The organism is Albidovulum salinarum (assembly GCF_025673475.1).
Classification (GTDB): domain Bacteria; phylum Pseudomonadota; class Alphaproteobacteria; order Rhodobacterales; family Rhodobacteraceae; genus Albidovulum; species Albidovulum salinarum.
In genome coordinates this window covers 32801-52880 of the sequence record NZ_JAOVQO010000015.1, presented here as the reverse complement: position 1 = coordinate 52880, position 20080 = coordinate 32801, and the positions used below count along the sequence as shown (strand labels likewise).

General features: G+C 67.4%; 16 protein-coding genes and 1 tRNA gene. 9 read left to right on the top strand and 8 right to left on the bottom strand.

Annotation, left to right across the window (positions count from 1 at the left end):
* Positions 1-26 precede the first annotated feature (26 nt).
* From OEZ60_RS15715 to OEZ60_RS15680, 8 genes are read left to right on the top strand one after another with little or no spacing between them, the layout of a single operon-like run.
* Complete coding sequence (locus OEZ60_RS15715) at positions 27-1742, top strand: alkaline phosphatase family protein (protein ID WP_263338181.1); 1716 nt, start codon at positions 27-29, stop codon at positions 1740-1742.
* Positions 1739-2707 carry an AAA family ATPase gene (locus OEZ60_RS15710; RefSeq protein WP_263338178.1) on the top strand — a complete coding sequence of 323 codons (969 nt, stop codon included), beginning with the start codon at positions 1739-1741 and terminating at the stop codon, positions 2705-2707. Before OEZ60_RS15715 ends, OEZ60_RS15710 begins: the two co-directional genes overlap by 4 nt.
* Positions 2707-3684, top strand: coding sequence for a DUF58 domain-containing protein (locus tag OEZ60_RS15705; RefSeq protein ID WP_263338176.1), 978 nt, complete (start codon positions 2707-2709; stop codon positions 3682-3684). The genes OEZ60_RS15710 and OEZ60_RS15705 overlap by 1 nt, the downstream gene beginning before the upstream one ends.
* Complete coding sequence (locus OEZ60_RS15700; RefSeq protein ID WP_263338174.1) at positions 3681-4139, top strand: DUF4381 domain-containing protein; 459 nt, start codon at positions 3681-3683, stop codon at positions 4137-4139. Before OEZ60_RS15705 ends, OEZ60_RS15700 begins: the two co-directional genes overlap by 4 nt.
* Positions 4136-5140 carry a VWA domain-containing protein gene (locus tag OEZ60_RS15695; protein ID WP_263338172.1) on the top strand — a complete coding sequence of 335 codons (1005 nt, stop codon included), beginning with the start codon at positions 4136-4138 and terminating at the stop codon, positions 5138-5140. Before OEZ60_RS15700 ends, OEZ60_RS15695 begins: the two co-directional genes overlap by 4 nt.
* Positions 5137-6681 carry a vWA domain-containing protein gene (locus tag OEZ60_RS15690; protein ID WP_263338169.1) on the top strand — a complete coding sequence of 515 codons (1545 nt, stop codon included), beginning with the start codon at positions 5137-5139 and terminating at the stop codon, positions 6679-6681. Before OEZ60_RS15695 ends, OEZ60_RS15690 begins: the two co-directional genes overlap by 4 nt.
* Positions 6678-7937: a hypothetical protein gene (locus OEZ60_RS15685; protein WP_263338166.1), complete on the top strand. Its 1260-nt coding sequence runs from the start codon at positions 6678-6680 to the stop codon at positions 7935-7937. Before OEZ60_RS15690 ends, OEZ60_RS15685 begins: the two co-directional genes overlap by 4 nt.
* Before the next feature lie 11 nt (positions 7938-7948).
* Positions 7949-9874 carry a multiheme c-type cytochrome gene (locus OEZ60_RS15680; protein WP_263338162.1) on the top strand — a complete coding sequence of 642 codons (1926 nt, stop codon included), beginning with the start codon at positions 7949-7951 and terminating at the stop codon, positions 9872-9874.
* Positions 9875-10028: 154 nt separating this feature from the next.
* Here OEZ60_RS15680 and OEZ60_RS15675 read toward each other — a convergent pair whose 3' ends face one another.
* The 5 genes from OEZ60_RS15675 to OEZ60_RS15655 form a co-directional block, all read right to left on the bottom strand.
* Entirely contained in the window at positions 10029-12116 is a 2088-nt protein-coding gene (locus OEZ60_RS15675) for a glycosyltransferase (RefSeq protein WP_263338160.1), read from the bottom strand.
* Positions 12109-14337: a hypothetical protein gene (locus tag OEZ60_RS15670; protein ID WP_263338157.1), complete on the bottom strand. Its 2229-nt coding sequence runs from the start codon at positions 14335-14337 to the stop codon at positions 12109-12111. Before OEZ60_RS15670 ends, OEZ60_RS15675 begins: the two co-directional genes overlap by 8 nt.
* 107 nt (positions 14338-14444) lie before the next feature.
* Positions 14445-15566 (bottom strand): hypothetical protein, encoded by a 1122-nt coding sequence (locus OEZ60_RS15665; RefSeq protein WP_263338154.1) that lies wholly within the window; start codon positions 15564-15566, stop codon positions 14445-14447.
* Entirely contained in the window at positions 15563-16564 is a 1002-nt protein-coding gene (locus OEZ60_RS15660; protein ID WP_263338151.1) for a hypothetical protein, read from the bottom strand. The genes OEZ60_RS15665 and OEZ60_RS15660 overlap by 4 nt, the downstream gene beginning before the upstream one ends.
* Positions 16565-16925: 361 nt before the next feature.
* A tRNA-Arg gene (locus OEZ60_RS15655) sits at positions 16926-17001 on the bottom strand.
* Positions 17002-17249: 248 nt separating this feature from the next.
* Here OEZ60_RS15655 and OEZ60_RS15650 point away from each other — a divergent pair.
* Entirely contained in the window at positions 17250-18284 is a 1035-nt protein-coding gene (locus tag OEZ60_RS15650; RefSeq protein ID WP_263338150.1) for a LacI family DNA-binding transcriptional regulator, read from the top strand.
* Between the two features lie 40 nt (positions 18285-18324).
* On the opposite strand, the gene cobF is transcribed toward OEZ60_RS15650, so the two are convergent.
* The 3 genes from cobF to OEZ60_RS15635 form a co-directional block, all read right to left on the bottom strand.
* A complete protein-coding gene (gene cobF / locus OEZ60_RS15645) occupies positions 18325-19077 on the bottom strand; it encodes a precorrin-6A synthase (deacetylating) (RefSeq protein WP_263338148.1) in 753 nt (250 codons plus the stop codon).
* Between the two features lie 76 nt (positions 19078-19153).
* Positions 19154-19882, bottom strand: a complete 729-nt coding sequence (locus OEZ60_RS15640; protein WP_263338146.1) for a CbtA family protein — start codon at positions 19880-19882, stop codon at positions 19154-19156.
* A gap of 23 nt (positions 19883-19905) precedes the next feature.
* Positions 19906-20076 (bottom strand): CbtB domain-containing protein, encoded by a 171-nt coding sequence (locus OEZ60_RS15635; RefSeq protein WP_263338144.1) that lies wholly within the window; start codon positions 20074-20076, stop codon positions 19906-19908.
* Positions 20077-20080 lie beyond the last annotated feature (4 nt).

The window sequence follows — 20080 nt, the reverse complement described above, 5'->3', positions numbered from 1 at the left end:
GCCCTCTCAGGAGAGGGCAGACAATCATGAGGACGAGCTATTGCGCGGCCCTTCTGGGCACGCTTCAGATCGCCGTTGCGGCACAGGCGCAGGAAGCGCCGCCCTTGGTGCTCCAGATCACCGTCGACCAGTTCCGGGGCGACCTGATCGATCGCTACGGACGCCACCTCGGCGACGGCGGTTTCCGCTACCTGCTGGATCACGGCGTCCATTTCGCCAACGCGCATCACCGGCACGCAAATACCGAGACGATCGTCGGCCACACGACGCTGGCGACCGGCACCGATCCCGCGATCCACGGCATGGTGGCGAACCTGTGGTTCGACCGCGTCGCCGGCACGCAGTTCTACAACGTGCAGGACCCTGATTTCCCGCTCGTCGGCGCCGCCGGTGTGGACGCCTCGGCCGAGATCGACCCGACGCAACGCGCCGCCACGACCGACGGCCGCTCGCCGCGCAACATCCTGACCTCCACGGTCGCGGACGAGATCGCGCTTCATTTCGGGCCTGCGTCGAAGGTCTTCGGCGTCTCGGTCAAGGATCGCGGCGCGATTTCGATGGCCGGCCATGCCGGCACCGCCTACTGGTTCTCCAAGTCCGAGGGCAGGTTCGTCAGCAGCACCTTCTACCTCGACGCCTACCCCGAATGGATCGCAGAATGGGAGGCGAAGGGCACCGTCGCGGGCTATGCCGGGCAGAGCTGGGAGCTTTCGGCCGCGCCCGAGACCTACATGTTCGGCACGAGCGACGACCAGCCCTGGGAGACCGACTTCCCCGGCTTCGGGCGCACCTTTCCGCATGCCTGGGGCGAGGCGGACAACCGCTATTTCACGACGCTCCTGACGCTCAGCCCGGCGGGCGACGAGATCACGGTGGACTTTGCCAAGTCGCTGATCGACGCCGAGGGGCTCGGGCAGGACGCGGTGCCGGACTTCCTCGCGGTGAGCCTGTCCTCGACGGACTATGTCGGGCACCTCTTCGGCCCGTCCAGCCTCGAAGCCGAGGACAACTTCGCGCGTCTGGACCGGACGCTCGCCAACCTCCTCGCCCATGTGGACGAACGCGTCGGGCTCGACCGGACGCTGATCGTGCTGTCGGCCGATCACGGCGCGCCCGAGCATCCGGGCTATCTCGCGACGCTGGGGATCGAGGCGGGAACCTTCGATTTCGAGCGGGTGGACACGGAGCCCGGCTTCGTGCGGCTGCGGGCGGAATTCGGGGAAAGCCGGGATCTGATCCTCAACTACTCGAACCCCTACCTTTACCTCAACACGGCGGCGATCGCGGCGCGGGGACTCGACAAGGCCGAGGTCGAGCGGGTCGTGGCCGACGAGCTGGAGAAGCTGCCGGGCATCGCCTACGCGATCCCAAGCTCGGCGTTGCGCGAGGGCGCGGTCGCGCGCGGCAAGATCCAGGACGCGGTGCTCGCGAACTTCAACCCGGACCGGTCGGGCGATATCTACGTCGTCTTCGATCCGCACTGGTTCATCGCCGATTTCGACGGGCTCACGGTCGCCTCGGCGCATGGCTCGCCCTGGACCTACGACAGCCATGTGCCGATCCTCATCGCCGGCCCCGGCATCGCGCCGGCGCGGGTCTCGCGCAGGGTCGAGACCGTCGATGTCGCCCCGACGATCGCCGTCTATCTCGGCGCCAAGCCGCCCTCGGGCGCATTGGGCCTGCCGCTGACGGAGGCGCTGCCGGCACCCGGCGACGGAGCCGCGAAGGCGACGGCAGAATGACGGCGCGCGACGCAATCGAAGAGCTCCGCGCCCGGATGGGTCAGGCCATCATCGGCCAGCGCGACGTCATCGAGCGGCTGCTGATCGGGCTTCTGGCGAACGGCAACCTTCTGGTCGAGGGCCTGCCCGGTCTCGCCAAGACGCGCGCGATCAAATCGCTCGCGAAGAACCTCGACTGCGATTTCTCGCGCATCCAGTTCACGCCCGACCTCTTGCCATCGGACGTGACCGGCACCGAGGTCTACCATCAGGCCGAGGGCGCGGCCGAGTTCCGCTTCGAGCCGGGACCGATCTTCGCCAATCTCGTCCTTGCGGACGAGATCAACCGGGCGCCCGCCAAGGTGCAGGCCGCGCTTCTCGAGGCGATGGAGGAGCGACAGGTGACCGTGGCCGGCACCACCCACCGGATGCCGCCCCTGTTCATGGTCATGGCCACCCAGAACCCGGTGGAGCAGGAGGGCACCTATCCGTTGCCCGAAGCGCAGATGGACCGGTTCCTGATGCATGTCCTCATCGAGTATCCGCCGGTGGAGGACGAGGTGGAGGTGATCCGGCTGGTGCGCGGTGAGGAGATCGCGACCCAGGCGAAGGAAAAGCCGGCGCCGATCTCGCAGGAGGTGATCTTCGAAGCCCGCCGCGAGATCGGCGCGATCCATGTCGCCCCGGCGATGGAACGCTACATGGCCGATCTGGTCAACGCGACCCGCCACCGGGAGGGCTACGGCGACGATCTGAAACGCTGGATCGAGGTCGGCGCGAGCCCGCGCGCCTCGCTGGCGCTCGACCGCTGCGGGCGCACCCATGCCTGGCTGAACGGCCGCGACTATGTCGACCCCGAGGACGTGCGCGCGATCGCGCGCGAGGTGCTGCGCCACCGGATGACGCTGACCTACGAGGCCCAAGGCGAAGGCGTGAGCGCCAACCGCGTCGTCGAGGAGCTGATCGCGCAGGTGGCGCTGCCCTGATGCGCGACCTCGCCGCCCGGAGCCGAACCGCCACCCTGCCGGGCCATCCGGCACCCGAAGGCGATACGCGGATCCGGACGAACCTGCCGCATCTCCTGTCGCTCGAAGCCCGGTCGCGGGCGCTCAGTTTCCTGCCGCGCCAGCCCGCCCGCTCGGTGCTGAACGGCCGCCACGCCTCGCGGCTCCGAGGGCGCGGGCTCAGTTTCGAGGAACTGCGCGGCTACCTGCCTGGAGACGATGTCCGCTCCATCGACTGGAAGGTGACGGCGCGGACCGGCGAGCCCTATGTGCGCGTGATGACCGAGGAGCGCGACCGCCCGGCGCTGATCGTCGTCGACCAGCGGATGTCGATGTTCTTCGGCTCCCGGCTCAACATGAAGTCGGTGACGGCGGCGGAGGCCGCCGCGCTGACGGCGTTTCGCATCCTCGACCAGGGCGACCGGGTCGGCGGGATCGTCTTCGGCGACGCGACCCTCGCCGAGATCCGGCCGCAGCGCAGCCGCGCCGCGCTCAGGCGGTTCCTGACCGCGATCGCGGATGCGAACGGGCTTCTCAGCGCCGACGCGCCGGCGGTGGAGGCGATGCCGCTGTCGAGGATCCTGCGCGCGACCGCGCGGATCGCACCGAAGAACCACCTCGTGATCGTGCTCTCGGACTTCGACGGCGTCGACGATGAGGCCGAGCGCCTCGTCTCCGGCCTTGCCCGGCGCAATGACCTGATCCTCGGGCTCGTGACCGATCCGATGGCACATGACCTGCCCGAGGGGCTGCGGCTCGTCGTCTCGGATGGCACGCTCCAGGCCGAGATCGACACCGGCGACAAGGCGCGGCACCGCGCGCTTTCGGAGATGGCCGAGGGGCGGCTCGCGACGGTGCTCGACTGGCAGAGGAAGTACGGCCCCCCGGTCCTGCCGCTTTCGACGGGCGAGGAGACCTTGCCGCAGATGCGCCGGCTCATGGGGCTCGGGCCGCGATGAACGGCGAAGACGAGAACGTGAACCTCGTGGAACTGATGGGCCGGCTGATCGAGCCCGAGGTCCCGGCCCCCGTCTCGCTGGCGCCGCAGACGGCGGGATGGTGGGTGCTGGGCGCGCTTGTTCTCACGGCGCTGGCTTACGGGCTCTGGCGGGGATGGCTCCACTGGCGCGCGAACGCCTACCGGCGGGCCGCGCTCGCCGCGCTCGACAAGGCCGGGAACGATCCCGCCGCGATTGCGGCGATCCTGCGCCGGACCGCGCTTGCCGCCTATCCGCGGCGCGAGGTGGCGGGGCTGGCGGGGCTGGAGTGGGTCGGGTTCCTGAACGCGACCGGCGGCTTTCCCGAAGCCCTCGGGTCGGCGCTGATCCGCGCACCCTACGCGCGAGAGGCCGGGGCGGCGGATCTTCGCGGCGCCGCGATGCGCTGGATCCGCGGGCACCGGAGGACACCGTGATCCAGCTCGCATTGCCCTGGGCCCTGATCCTCCTGCCCCTGCCCTACCTCGTCTGGCGCTTCGCGCCGCCCTACCGGCGGCACGTCGAGGCGCTGCGCTTTCCCTTCTTCCGCCGCATCGCCGAGGCCGCCGGGGCGGAGCCGAAACCGGGCGCGGTGGTGCTTGCGCGCTCACGGTTGCAGATGGCGGCGGCGGTCATCGTCTGGGCGCTGGTCGTCCTCGCGCTCGCGCGGCCGGAACGGGTCGGCGCGCCGGTCGAGCGGGTGAAGGCGGCGCGCGACGTGGTGCTCGCGATCGACATTTCGGGCTCGATGGACATACAGGACTTCCAGGCGCCCGACGGCGAGCGGCTGCAGCGGCTTGCCGCGGTGAAGCAGGTGGTGGCGGAGTTCCTCGCCGGGCGCGAGGGCGACCGGGCCGCGCTCATCGTCTTCGGCTCCAAGGCCTATGTCCAGGCGCCGCTCACCGAGGATCTCGACACGGTTTCCGGCCTCCTGGCCCAGACCAGTGTTGGCATGGCGGGGCCGCACACGGCGCTCGGCGATGCCATCGGCCTCGCGATCCGGACCTTCGAGGCCTCCGAGATCGAGCAGCGGCTGCTGATCCTCCTGTCCGACGGATCGGACACGGCCTCGGCGATGTCTCCGGTCAACGCCGCCGAGATCGCCGCGAGCCGGGGCGTGGAGATCTATTCCATCGGCGTCGGCGATCCGGCGGCGCGGGGCGAGGCGCGGGTGGATCTCGGCGCGCTGCGCGACATCGCCGCGCGCACCGGCGGCGCCTATTTCTTCGCCGACGACGTCGCGGCTCTGGGCACGGTCTACGACCGGATCGACACGCTCGCCCCGCGCGAGACCGAGACGCTGTCCTACCGCCCGCGCCAGTCCCTCGCCCATTGGCCGCTGGGCCTGGCCGCGCTGATCGCGCTCGGGGCGGTTGCGGTGCTGCACCTGCGACCGCGCCTTGGCGCCGGGCCCGCGACGGAGAGGAGGTCAGCATGACGGGCTTCGACCTCGCGCTCGAGGCGTTCCACTTCCTGCGGCCGCTGTGGCTGCTGGCGCTCCTGCCGATCGCGGCGCTCTGGTGGTCGGTGCGGCGCGGCGCGACGCGGCGGCCGCCGGTGCGGACCGGGATCGCCCCGCATCTCGGCGCGGCGCTCACCGTCGGCGGCGACAGCCGGCTGCGGATCCTGCCGATCGACGGCGCCGCGCTCGCGATGGCGCTCTTGTGCCTCGGGGCGGCCGGGCCGACCTGGTCGCGCCAGCCGGACCCGTTCGTGGCGCAATCGGCCGCCCTCGTCGTCGCCCTGAAGGTGACGCCGTCGATGGAGGCGGCGGACATCGCGCCCTCGCGGCTGGAACGCGCCAAGCAGAAGATCCGCGACCTGCTCGACCTCAGGTCCGGGGCGCGCACGGCTCTGGTAGCCTATGCGGGCAGCGCCCACGGCGTCGTGCCGATGACGGAGGATCCCGGCGTGATGCTGCCCTATCTCGAGGGGCTCGCGCCGGAGGTGATGCCCGAGGAGGGCAACCGCGCAGCCTCGGCGCTGACGCTGGCCCAAGGCCTTCTCGCGGGCGAGGAGGGGCCGGGCGCGGTCCTTTTCGTCGCGGACGCGCTCGATCCCGCCGACGCGGCGAGCCTTGAGGCGGCCGGCTCTGCGATCATGCTTGCCATGCTCCCGGCCGGTCAGGGCGATGCCGGTTTCGACCGGCTGTCCGCCGTGCCGGTCCTGCCGGTCACCCCCGATCAGGCGGATGTCGTGCGGATCGACCGGATGCTCGACGCGGCGCAGGCGCGGGCCGCGCTGGAGAACAGCGAGCTGCCGTGGCGGGACCGGGGCGCCTGGCTCGCCTGGCCGGCGGCGCTGCTGACGCTGCTCTGGTTCCGGCGCGGATGGACGATGCGCTGGGTCGTGCTTGCCGCGCTCGCGCTGTGCCTGCCTGCGCACCGGGCGCAGGCGGACGGCATCGCCAACTGGTTCTTCACGCCCGACCAGCAGGGCCGCCTCGCCTTCGAGCGCAACGACTTCTCTGCCGCGGCGGAGGCCTTCATCGACCCGCTCTGGCGCGGCTATGCGCTTTACCGCTCGGGCCAGTACGAGGCGGCGGTCGAGGTGCTAGCGCGGGTCGAGACCGCCGACGCGGCCTTCATCAAGGGCATGGCGCACATGAAGTCGCGCGGCTACCGGGACGGCGTGCGTGCCTTCGAAACCGCGCTGGCGCGCGACCCCGACCATGCCGCCGCCGCGGAGAACCTCGCCGTGGCGAAGGAGATCGTCGACTACGTCGAGCGCGTGCGCGAACAGTCCGACACCGGAGAGGAACAGGGGATCGGCGCCGACGAGGTGGTGTTCGACAATGAATCGGGACGCGGCGCGGAGACGGAGATCGAAGCCACCGAGGAGGGACCCGGCGAGGGCATGCTGACGGCGGAAGCCTGGATGAACACGGTGGACACCCGCACGGGCGACTTTCTCAGGAGCCGGTTCCTGCTGGAGTCGCTCGCCGCTACTGGCGAGGCCCAAGGGGAGGCGCCGGAATGATGCGTGTACTCCTTCTGCTGTTTGCTTTGGTCCTTCCCGCCTCGGCGCAGGAAAGCCCGGTCCTTGAGATGGAATTCGACGAGACGGCGGCGATCCCGGGCCAGCCGCTGTCGCTTCGGCTGACGGTTCTGGTGCCGACCTTCCTGCCCGATCCGCCGGCCTGGCCCGCGATGGAAATCCCGAGCGTCCGGGTCCGGGTGGCATCGAGCGGGCCGACGAGCCGCCGGATCGACGGCGCGACCTGGGCGGGCGTGAGCCGGCGCTACCTGCTCACGCCGATGATCGCCGGCAATTTCGCGCTGCCGGCGCAGGAAGTGGCCGTGAGCTGGGCCGATCCCGAAACGAACGCCGCGCGCGAGACCCTGCTCGCGACCGAGCCGATTGCCTTCTCGGGCGTCGTGCCCGCGGGGGCGGAGGGGCTTGACCCCTTCATCGCCGCCGATACGCTGACGATCGAGCAGAGCATCGAGGGTGAGACCGAGGGTTTGGCACCGGGTGACAGCGTGATCCGCAACGTGACGGTGATGGTTGGGGGCGCCTCGCCGATGTTCCTGCCCGTGCTGCTGCCAGCGCACGACATACCCGGCTTCCGCGCCTATGCCAAAGAGCCGGTCGTCGAGGAACGGGAGGAGCGCGGCGTCCTCTCGGGCACGCGAAAGGAAAGCGTGACGCTGATCGCGGAAGGCGGCGGGACCGGAGAGGCGCCGGCGATCATGCTCGACTGGTTCAACCTCGCGACCGGAGAGGTCGAGACCGCCCGCGCCGATCCTGTTCCGCTGTCCGTCGAAGGCCCGCCGGTGTCGCTCGCTCCCGTGGAGGCTCCACGCGACTGGCGCAGGATCGCGGGCGCGGCCCTTGCCGGCGCGGTCGGGCTCGCGCTCCTCGGGGTGGTGCTGCGCTGGCTCACGCCGGTCGTGCGCCACCGGGTGGCAGAACACCGCGCCCGATGGCTGGTGTCGGAACAAAGGGCCTGGCGAATGCTGACCCGGACCGTCCGCCGCCGCGACGACGCCGCGCTGCGGCCCGCGCTGGACGAGTGGGCATCGCGCCTTCCCGGCGCCGACCCGAGACGCGACCCGCGTGTCGGGGCCGCGCTCGCAGCCCTCGGGGCGGCGCGCTACGGACCGGCGGGCGCGGGGGCGCAGGACGGCTGGCGCGGGCTTGCCGGCATCCTGCCGTCGCTGCGGCACGATGCGCTCCGGCATCGAAGGAAGGTTCTCCTTCCCCCTCTCAACCCGGCTCCCGGCCGCTCGTGACAGGCAGTTCCATGCGATTGAGATTTGTTGCCATCGTTCTCACTTTGCTCGGCCTGCCCGCCGCGGCGCAGGTGCCGCCGGCCTATGTCGGGTCGGACACCTGCGCCGGGTGCCATGCCGACGAAACCGCGCGCTGGTCGGGCTCGCACCACGCGCTGGCCTGGACCGAGCCCTCGCCCGAGACGGTGATCGCGGATTTCGACGGCACCAGTTTCGCGCATGACGGCATGACGGCGCGGTTCCGGCTGGGGGCAGACGGCGGCTACTTCGTCGAGGTGACGGAGAAGGAAGGCAGCACGACCGAATACAGGGTCCATTCCGTCGCGGGGATCGAGCCCCTGCAGCAATATCTCCTCGAGACCGAGCCGGGCCGCCTGCAGAGCTTCGATGTCGTCTGGGACAGCGAGGCGCACCGCTGGTTCCATCTCTATCCCGATCAGGACCTGCCACCGGGCGACGGCCTGCACTGGACCGGGCCCTACAAGAACTGGAATGCCCGCTGCGCGGAGTGCCACGCCACGGGGTACCGCAAGAACTACGATCCGGCAAAGCGGAGCTATGCCTCGTTCGAGGCCGAGATCGGGGTCGGCTGCGAGGCCTGTCACGGGCCGGGCGAGGCGCATCTGGCCTGGGCCGCGGGAAAGGAGATCAAGGGGTACAGCCTCGACCTCGACGCGGTCGGCTTCTCGAAATCCTTCGCGACGACCGGTTCGATGATCCAGCAATGCGCCACCTGCCATTCGCGTCGCGAGGCCCTTGACGACCGCTCGCCCTATCCCGGCACGCCCTATCACCAGTCCTACAACCTCTCGCTGCTGCGGCCCGGACTTTACTACGCGGACGGCCAGTCGCAGGACGAGGTCTATGTCTACGGCTCGTTCCTGCAGTCGAAGATGTACGCGAAGGGCGTCGGCTGCGGAGACTGCCACGACCCGCATACGGCGGAGCTGGTGGCGGAGGGCAACGCGGTCTGCACCCGCTGCCACAACCCCTCGGGCAACCCGGACTTCCCGAGCCTTGAGCCGGCGGACTACGACAGCGCCGCGCACCACTTCCACGCGCCGGGCACGACGGCCGCCGAATGCAAGAGCTGCCACATGGTCGAGCGCGTCTACATGGGCAATGACTGGCGCGCCGATCATTCCTTCCGTGTCCCGCGGCCGGACCTCGCGGCCGAGACCGCTGCGCCCGACGCCTGCACGACCTGCCATCAGGACCAGACCGCCGGCTGGGCCGCCGAGCGGATCGCGGCCTGGTATCCGATGAGCAACAACCGCGGCCCACATTTCGGCACTGTACTCGCCCACGGCCGCGAGAATCCCACCGCCGCCGCCGGGGATCTCGCCGACCTCGCCGCCGACGAAAGCCAGCCCGGCATCGTCCGCGCCACCGCGCTCTGGCTTCTGGAAAATGCCGACGCGCCCGAGCCCGTGAACCGCCTCGCGACGCTGCTCGAGGACGACGATCCGCTCGTGCGGGCCGCCGCCCTGGGGCTCCAGATCAAGGCGCCGCCGCAGGAGCGGGTGATGCGGGTCATCGGGCTCCTGGGCGACCCGGTCCGGCCGGTGCGGATCGCGGCGGCGCGCGCGATGCTCGGCAGCCCGATCGTTCGACTGCCCGGCCAGGCACAGGCGGCGCTCGAGGCGGCGATGTCGGAATGGCAAGCGTCGCTCGCGAGCCGGCTCGACTTCCCGGAGACGCATCTGCAGCTCGCCGGGATGGCGCTGACGATGCGCTCCGTTGCCGGCGCCACGGCGGCGTTCCGCGAGGCGGTGCGGATGGACCCGCAGCGGAGCGACGCCTGGATCATGCTCGTCCGCCTCGCGGCGGCGACGGATGGGGCCGAAGCGGCGCGCGAGGTGCTGGACGAGGCGCTCTCGGCCGCACCCGAAGATCCGGGCCTTCTCCAGCTGGGCCGGGAACTGGCCGCGGATTAGGAAAGCGTTCCCGGGCGGCTCCGGCCGGGAACGTACATCCGCCATGTCCGGGTGCGAAGACTCATGAGGGCAACAGACAAGCCAAGCCGCCATGCCCGGCGCTCACACGCGGAACCTGGCGCGCTGAGAGGCGCCAGATCACAGGATCCAGCTCCTAGATCAGGTTGTCGCAGTCGATCCGTCCGATGCGCCGAAGATCGTCGTAGATCTGGCACGACCGTTCTTCGACCGATCCCTGCCAGCCCTTGATCGTGCGATCGCGGAGCAGGCGGGGCGGGAAGTCCATCGTCTCCAGCAGGCGGTGATACCCGATCGCGAGCGCGGCCGGCATTTTTGGCTGTTCCAGAAGGATCTTCACGGCCTCATGGAACGCGGAGACCTCCACCATATCCCGATGCCGCCGAGAGCATGATGCGTCCCGCCGGGCGAGCGCGAGCCAGAGACGGATGGCCCGAAGCCTTTGTGCCGGGTCTTGCGACCGCGACAGGCTGCCGTGCCATTTGTCGCTGCGGTCCCAGTAGTAGGTGACCTCCTTGGTCATCGTTATGGAACGGCATGCCATGAACGCCTCAAGAAGGAATATCCGGTCCTCTCCGAGCATCAGGTCTTCGTGGAAACGAAGGTAGTTGTCAGCAATGACTCTGCGGTGGATCAGCGTGTTCCAGGTCGTCCACAGCATCGTCAGGCTCGGAACCGCATCGAATCGGGCCGCGCGAATCTCGGGCTGGTGCATCTGTTCCAAAGGATTGACCTCAAAGCCCGACTTGCCGTTGAGGTTGTAAAAGAGATGACTGCCGCGAACGATTTCCGCGCCGCTCTCGGTTGCTAGGTCCAGAAGCGTCGCGATCGCGTCATCCGGGAGCCAGTCGTCTCCGTCGACGAACAGGTGATATGTACCGTGCGCCAGCCGGAGCCCTTCATTCCTTCGCGCCGAAATGCCCTTGTTCGGCCCGCCGACCACGCGAAACCTTGGATCGGCGTTTGCGAATTCGGTGACCAACGTCCGGGTTCCGTCCTCCGAGCCGTCGTCGATGACATTGACCGCGACATTGCCCTCGCTCTGCCGGGCGAGCGAGTTCAGGCAACGCAGGATCTGATCCTGGTTGTTGTACGTATTCACCGTCACCGTCACCAGCGGGCTGCACTTCTTCGGCGCCACGGCCGCGGGCATCGGCATTGCAGAGTCGTCGTCCGTGTCGATGCGGTCCATCATGTACACCGACATGTCATGGTAGGCCGCAATCTTCACCGGCTCCTTCCAGCCGTCGAGCTCCCGAAGGAGCGCGTGGAGGGGACGATGGGAATAGACGATGTGCCGGCTCTCAACCGGTCGGTCGTAGCCGGACACGATCAGACGCCGGCGCGCATGCGCGGACAGGAAGTCGATCAGGGCGCGCGCCTTTTCCACCGTCGGCTGGTGGATCAGCACGTCAAAGCAGATCACGGCGTCCGCGCCGGGCGGATCGATCTGCTCGGTGGAACCGAGGTGGAAGGTCCATTCGGGGCGGATGTCGCGGGCGTGATGGATCGAGGTCTCCGATACGTCCATTCCGGTATAGGACGCGAACCGAAGATCCTTGACGACCTCGAGGTCGCCGCACCCCACGTCCAGAACCGAATGACCCGGATCGACGACGAAATCCGTAAGAATCCGGCGTTTAAGTTCCTGGAAGCGCCCGCGCGAGCCGAGGCCGCTGCCCAGCTGCGGACAGAGCGCATAGCGGCGGTTCCAGAAGGCGCGGTTGCTGAAGACCGTCCGGAAGGCTTGCTGGACGCGCGCCACCTCCTGGGGCGAGTGATCGAGCAGGCTCTTTCCGGTGACGAGTCCATTCGCGGCGAGGCCGTCGTCGAAGGCAACGATGCCCTCCGGCACCGCGGAGGTCGGCGCTCCCGGCCCGTGAAGGAGCGCGAGCGATCCGGATGCAGCCGAGATCGCGAAACCGTCTGAAAGCGTCAGGTCCCGCGAGAAGAAGAATGCAGGCTCTCCGACCAGCCACAGCTCGTCCGTCGGGGCATCCGGCAGCTCGGGACCGACGGAAAAGCTGACGGCGAGGTCACCAAACAAGCCCATCTCTTCCCTCAGGACCGACAGATCCTCTTCCCTGCGCCCGTGGATCAGCACCTGCCGTATCGGATTGCGCAGGAATTCGCCGCAACTCGCGAGAAAGAGCAGCGCGAGATAAGACTGCCGGAGTCCGTCGTCGATGCGTAGGGCGATCGAGATCGGCGCCGGATCAGCCATTGGCCTTTGTCCCGCGAATCATATGCCGGATCCTGCGTTCGAAATTTCGAAGCGATTCCGGTGTCCGCGAGCGTTTCAGGGCCTTGCTGCTGACGATATGCGGCACGCCTGCGCCAACGTAGATCGCCTGCACAAGCGCAAGATCGTTCGGAATGCTGAAGGGCATCGGGACGATGCGCTTGGACTGAACATGGTAGCCCATCGCCTCGATCTCGGCGAGCACCCGCTCGAGCGTCAGGAGCGACCCGTCCGCAGACGTCAGGTTGTTGGTGCGCTTTTCGAGATCGAACGTGAACAGGAGCATGCCGCCGGGATTGAGCAAATGCGTGACACGGCTCAGTGCGGCCGCACGATCATTCGCCAACGTCCGCCAGATCGAGCGGTCGATGACCCAGGCGTCGCACTTCGCCTGCGCCATGTCGTTCGTGCCACCCGTCTTCTGAGCATTCCCCGAAGCGTTCCCCGTCTTGGTGAACGACAGCCTGACCGCGTCGGCGGTCATCGTGACGAGCGATGCCCCGCAGCCGGAAAGACCCGCCGACACGGGTGTGAGCTCCGGGCCGACCAGACCGATACGCCGCGCCTCCAGGTTGTCCTCCAGCGTCCGGACGATCCACGGAAGCTCGATCAGCGACGCGGCGTCGATCGCCGCCTCGCCGGCCGCGCCGCTCCGGGCCGCGCGTGCGGCGAGGAGCGTGCGCAGTACCGCCGCGGAGTCTGCGGAGGCGTCGAGCAGACGCCCCGTGCCCGCCGGTCCGTCGGCTACCAGGGCCGACACGGCTGCCGGCTTGAGCGCAAGGAACACGTCACGCCCGCCATGCCGGGCGAGAGACATGACATGCTGAAACTGACCGGACCGCCTGAGACTGCCGGCGACATCGAGCGTGATTTCCGGATCGTCGCCGAGAAGAGCGGTCGAGACGCATTCGCCGGCCAGGAGAACGCTGTGCGACGCGGCCAGGGCGAGCTCGTCAACGAGGGCCTCGATACTCTTGAACGTCTCGAGGGCGCCGGCCAGGTCAAGGCAGATGACCATTTCGGCCCTGTCCGAACGCGTGAGCCCGCGGCTTTCGACGTGGTGCCCAGGCAATCGTTGCCGGGCGCTTTCGGCATAGGCCGCGCGTTCCTCGAAACCGGCATACTCCTTGACGTCGAGCCCTTCGATATGGCGCGCCGAGGCGCAGCGATGCTCGGCGACCGACCGGGCCGTCTCTATGCCGGCCAGCCTGAGCAAGGCATGCAGATGGCTGAGGTTCTGTGACGTGATGGACATGGTGGGTTCGATTTCAATCCAGTTCTTGAACGGCCGCTGCTCGGTCAGGCCGAAGCGCGCTTCGACTTCGGCCTGCAGCGGCGCCAGGACATCGTTAACGCGATTTGTCGCCCGGTCGAGTGTTCGCGAGCCAATCGTCCCAATGCGACCATCGGACCTCAGGTTGTGATGATAGTGGATGACCCGGGGCGGATCGCTGTTCTCGTTCACTTGCGGCCAGACATAATGTGTCGCGCAGTTGAAAGTGTTGTCCAGGATCTCGAAATCCAGCCCGGCGTCGAGAGCTGCGAAATAGAACGAGATCTGATCCACATGCCAGAAATAGCTGTCGAGGATGATCTTGGCCTGCGAGCTGCCGAGGAGCCGCCCGGCCCATTCCTTCCAGCGGCCGCCGAATTCGCCGGCGAGCGCCGTCGGCAGGCAGTAGAGGCCTCCGTTGAAGTAACCTTCGGGCGTCAGGTCGCGTTCGAGCGTTCCTGCGATCATGCGGAACTCGGCGTTGATCTTGAAATGGTCGCGGAGCCGAAGGAACAGATCTGCCGGAGGGTTAGGGGCGTCGACCGTCTTTCCCATTGCGAAACGATGTCCCGATACGCCCGCCCGTTTCCGGAAGCGACGTGAGACCGTCTCGCTGAACGTCCCGCTACATACGGTATCGCAGTCGAACAGCGCGATGGCGCCGTCTTCGAAACGCTCGTGGCAGTCGAATTGCACCAGCTTGTTGCAGTGCTTGCCGTCGCCGAAGCGGTCCACCGGAATGACATTGGTCCCGAGCGCCCGGAAATGATCGAGAACCGGCAGATCCTTGTCGACCGACTGGATGAAGATGCGCGACGGATCAACCCCTTCGATGCGGATCAGGGCGTTCGCCCAGCGGACTGCCGCGGACTGGATCGACTGTGGCCTATCGACGATGCAACTGAATGAAACTGGAAGTACTTGCGTCATGCCAAGGATGTTCCCTAATCGGCAATCGCTGCGGTGCGATGGCGGTATGCGCGGAGTTCGCTCACAGTGATTATTAGCTGGTCCGAGTACTGTCTCGGAGACCTTTCTCAAGACCGGATGCGCTTCCACAGCTTTGACAGAAGCGAGCGCCTGCGTGCATGGCGTGGTTCCGGCGTCTGAGGACCGGGCGCCCTTTCCACACGATTCAGCTCCTTGCGCAGTTTCTCGCCCCCATCGAACGGGTTGGGGAAAGCCTTTCTCAGGCGCCGGTCCTGGTGGTACATGCGGCGATGGTCGTCCGGGATGGTGACGCCGTCGCGATATGTGCCGTAACCCCAGTCGCGCGAGCAGTCCTCCCGCGCCTGAAACGGAGCCAGGCGCTCCGCGTAGGCTTCCGACAGGGCATCGAGCGTACCGACATCATCGCACCACTTCTCGGAAGTGGCATCGTAGAGCCCGCGCACATATCCGCCCTTCTTCAGGAAGCCGGAGAAGTGGATGAAATCGGCGGGCGCATCGTCGATGAGGACGGTGCCGTCCGCCGTCTGCTCGACCTTGCGCTGGAATGTGTTCCAGCGCGCCAGGTTCATGGTCGGCTGGCGCAACACCTTAACGTTGTCGAAATAGCACGGCACGAGGTCGAGCCATTTCTGGTCCGTGAACAGCCGCCTCTTGTCATCGATCAGGCAGTAGTCGGTGAGGCGATGGCGCCACCATTTCCCAAAGGCCTTGCCTTCCTGATCGGCCCGGACGCCAAGAAAGCCGCCGTTGAACACGCCCACGCGATGCGTGTTGAGTTCGAAGAAGACCCACGGATCCTTGACGTGCGGAATGTTCGCATGCGGCGTGAGAACGATCGAGTGCCGCGAAACGGCGTCCAGGATCGTCTGGCAGGTGGAGTGGATCTCGCAATCGGGATCGAAGAACAGGACCGCATCGCAGTCCGGCCGATCAAGAAGGTCGGCCAGCACGAATCCCTTTGCCGCGGTCGCCAGCTCCATGACGGTATGCTGAAAGAGCCACTGGTCCAGATTGGGAACATGATCGGCTATGGCCGAGAGCGGGTAGATTTCGTGGAAGCCGTCCGCCTGCGGATCTGTGTCGCCCAGATCGCGATCGACGATGCACACGACACGCCGCGCCTCCGGCAGGAACTTTTCCAGAGAACGCGCCAGAAGGACGGCGTTCGGATAATAGTTCAGAGCGCAGGTGGTAAAGACATAAATCACTTGAGAATCTCGTCGATGAGAGAGCGGTACTTGTCGCTCCGTGAAAAAAAGAGCGAGAACGGCCAGCGTTTCAGCTTCCGTGCAACCTTGATCGCGGCTTTTTCTTTATTGTGATTGAATTCACGATCGACCAGTTTGCGGGTTTCCCCGATCTGAAGCGTCAACAGGGCATTTGTCAGGATCAATCCGGTCGGATCGTCGCTGAACTGCGCGGCGGCATGCCCGAAGTTCCCCTTGCCCGCGGTGTCCAGGCTTTCGAACTCGTCCCAGATGTCGCCTGCGGCGGAGGTGAGTTCCCGGCTCATCACCGGCAGGGGCGCGACGGCGCGCGTTACAGCCTTGGCATCGAATGTATCCGCCACATCGGCCGGCTCAAGATCGAGTCCGAGGCGATCCCGCACTTCGGATGCGAGATTTCGTCCCGCGGCGAAACTGGCATGACCGACAACGATCGTACGCTCCGGAAACCGCCGGGCCACTTCGAGCAGCTTCTCGTTGTGAGTGACCCAGAGCGCCAGTGCGTGGTCCGGCTCCGTCAGAAACCGCGCGCTCGTCTGATTTCTGTCGGTTCCCTGAACGACCTCACGGACCGAGCGGCGGTAGAGCGACCAGCTGCATTCCGCAGGCGAACGATAGACGATCAACGCCTTGAGCGATGGGACGACGTCCATCCAGTGGCCCAGGAACTGGCAGACACGCGGATCCTTGAACCCCCATACCGGGGCATTCGCCTCCCGCTCGGCGCAGTAGCCTCTTATGAATTCGCGGTCCCTTTCCACGAGAGGAATGTCGTTGTAGGTGACCGAGGCCCAGTCCAGTCCGGCCGCCGCCAGCACCTCGTCGTGAAACGTTACCGGAGGCCAATCCTCGAAATGGCCATAGCGGTTGTACTCGTTCGCGCCGATCAGATTGGTCCCGGGGTTAAGCCCCGACTGGGCCAGGTGTTGTGTGACGGAAGACGTTCCGCTTCGGTGAAACCCTCCAATCGCCAAACCCATCGCGCCCTCGTGATGCCATTTTCGCTCACTTCGTCGGGCATGGCACTACACTATCAAGTTTCGTTGTCAATCCGACCAAGGCTTGCAAACCGGACCCGGCGAACCAGCTCCGCCTCGTCGGCAGGGATCCGCCACGCAACCAGAACCTTGCTTGATGCGGGGACGACCGGCGCCTGCCGCGCCGCGAAAATGACGGAACGCGTTCCGAAACCGGTCTTGAACTCCAGCGGCAGACTGCCGTCGCGGCTCCAATCTCTCGCGTTCCGGCAGAATCTGGCACTGCCATCCGCGAACCTGTCCGGGACTGCGGGACCGGCTTTCGACCACCGGCATACCTCTTCGCCATTGGCTGGCACATGTTTGGCGGCCCCGATAGGATTCGAACCTATGACCTACCGCTTAGGAGGCGGTCGCTCTATCCCCTGAGCTACGAGGCCGCACCGATACAGCGCGCTGCACCGCGGTCGGTTCACCCCGTCAACGCCGGTCAAGTGATCCGCCCCCTTGTCTTTAGTCCGAGTGTCGGCGGGCTTCAAGAAAAGTCGGCGCCCCGCCGCGCGGATCGTGGCACCCGCCACCGGCGGCGCGGTCGCCGTTAGCGCTAATTTTTTGCAACCGATTGCTTGGACAAGCCCGAAATTTGGCGCTAATCAGAAGTGACGCCAACCAAGCTGGAGACCGCCCCGTGAGCAGCAACGGACCCGCCGAGCCGCGCCGGACCCTGACCTTGCGCGACGTTTCCGAAGCCTCGGGTGTCTCCGAAATGACCGTCAGCCGGGTGCTGCGCAATCGCGGCGATGTCTCGGACTCCACGCGCGAAAGGGTGCTCGAGGCGGCCAAGAGGCTCGGCTACGTGCCCAACAAGATTGCCGGCGCGCTTGCCTCGCAACGTGTGAACCTCGTCGCGGTGATCATCCCCTCGTTGTCGAACCTCGTCTTTCCGGAGGTCTTGAGCGGGATATCCGAGGAACTGGAGGAAAGCGGCCTGCAGCCGGTCTTCGGCGTCACCAACTACTCGGCCGAGCGCGAGGAGGCGGTGCTCTACGAGATGCTGTCCTGGCGGCCGACCGGGGTGATCATCGCCGGGCTCGAACACAGCGACGCGGCGCGGGCGATGCTGCAGAACGCCGGCATCCCGATCGTCGAGATCATGGATGTCGACGGCACGCCGGTCGACTCGGTCGTCGGCATCTCGCACAAGCGCGCCGGGCTCGAAATGGCGCGCGCGATCATTGGCGCGGGCTACCGCCGGATCGGCTTTCTCGGTACCAAGATGCCGCATGACCACCGGGCGCGGAAACGGCTCGAAGGGTTCGAGGCGGGGCTGGCCGAGGCCGGGATCGAGCTTGCGGACAGCGAGTTCTACTCGGGCGGCTCGGCGCTCCTCAAGGGGCGCGAGATGACCGAGGCGATCCTGAAGCGCAGCCCGGATCTCGATTTCCTCTACTATTCGAACGACATGATCGGGGCGGGCGGGCTGCTCTACTGCCTCGACAAGGGGATCGACGTGCCGGGCAAGCTCGGGCTGGCCGGGTTCAACGGGGTCGATCTCCTCGACGGGCTGCCGCGCAAGCTCGCCACGATGGATGCCTGCCGGCGCGAGATCGGGCGGCGCGCGGCCCAGATCATCTCGGGCCACAGCGACGCCGGGCTGATCGGCGGCGAGCATGTCGAACTGACGCCGGTGCTCGAACCGGGCGACACGATCCGGCAGGGCTGACGGAAACCCGAATTTTCGCCGAAAGTTCGCGACCCCCAGTTCAGGCCCTTCGCAGGATGTAGATGTCCATGATCCAGCCATGCCGCGCCCGCGCCTCGGCGCGGGTTTCGACGATCCGCGGCGCCAGTTCGGCGAGCGGACCGGAGAGGATGATCTCCTCGGCCATGCCGACATAGGCGCCCCACCAGATCGTGACGCCTTCCGGGTCGACCGCTTGGAACGAGCACTCGCCGTCGAGCATGATCGCCAGCGTGTCGGCGCCAGCGGGCCAGCCCTCCTCGCGCAATTTCCGGCCGGTGGTGACGAGGAACGGCGCGCCGATCTCGTTGATCGGGATCGCGTGGGACGCGGTCAGCGCCTGCAGCGAGGTGATGCCGGGAATGACCGTGACCTTGAGCGGCACCGCCCGGTCCACCCGTCCGGCGATCCGGAGCGTGCTGTCGTAAAGCGAGGGATCGCCCCAGACCAGCAGCGCCACCCGGCCCGTATCGCCGATTTCGGCCTGAATAGTGTCTGTCCAGACCCTGGCGATGGCGTCGTGCCAGTCGTCGACCCCGGCGCGGTAGTCGGGGTTTTCCGCGTCGCGCTTCGGCAGGTCGAACGCAACCACCCGCGCCGCGCTGCCTTGCAGCAACTCATCGCAGATCGCCTGCCTGAGTTCCGCGAGATCGGCCTTGTTCGCGCCCTTCCTCGGGATCAGCACGAGGTCGGCCGAGCGCAGCGCCTTCTCGGCCTGCCGCGTCAGGTGATCCGGATTGCCGGTGCCGATGCCGATGAGAAGAAGCTCGATCATGTGCGCCCTTCCGCGCTGGATAACAAAAGGCCCCGCGCAACACCTCGCGCGGGGCCGGTGCTTTCTGTCAAGCCCGTCAGGCGTCCCGGGTCCAGAGCCGCGCCGCGAGCCAGCCAAGCGCCGCCCAGGCGAAGAAGCCGACGCCGAGGACGCGGGCCGAGTACTCGCCCGCCACTTCCGGCGGTGCGACACCGAAAAAGCCCTCCGGATGCGGCGCGCCGATCAGATGCGGCCCGGCCAGAAGCGCCCCGCCTATCAGCGCCGGCACGAAACCGCGGCCGAAGGCGAGCAGCGCGAGCCCGCCCGCCGTCGCGACGACCGTGCCGAGCCACCAGGCCTGACGCGCGCCAAGCTCGGCAGCGACCGATCCCGGCAATTCCGGCGCCAGCCCCATCGCCGGGGCCAGCATCAGCGCGGCAAAGCCCGCGAGGCCCCAGAAGATGCCGTCCCGCGCCTCGACCCTGCGGCCGAAATGCTCGGCCAGCGCGAAGCCCGCGACGAGGATCAGCCCGTAGCTCGCGTAGATGAGCCCGGTGAAGAGCACGGTGAGCGCATTGCGGGTGACGGCGGAAGTCTCGCCCTCTTCCGCGGCGGCGCCGTCATCATGCGCGGGTTCCCCCTCGGCATGGTCGTGGCCGGCAGCCTCAGCCGCCTCCCCCGTACCGCCGAAATGCACCAGCGCCCCGGTTTCGTATTCCTCACCCAGGAGGATCAGCTCCTGGATGAACGCGAAATGCAGCAGAGCCGCGAACAGCCCCGCTGCAAAGCCGGCGATCAGCCCGCCGGCCAGCAAACGTTGGATCATTGGTTCAGACCGTCAGGTCCTGCTCAGTGGCAGGGGAAGCCGGTCGCGTGGCGCATGTCGTGCGCGGCATCGTGCAGCGTCGCCGACTGGGCGTGGCCCGCGACAAACAGCATCGTCGCACCGATCAGCGCAACGAAGACGATGGACAGGAGCCCGGTGGAGGTCTTGGCGGCGGAATGGGTCGTAGCGTTCATGTCG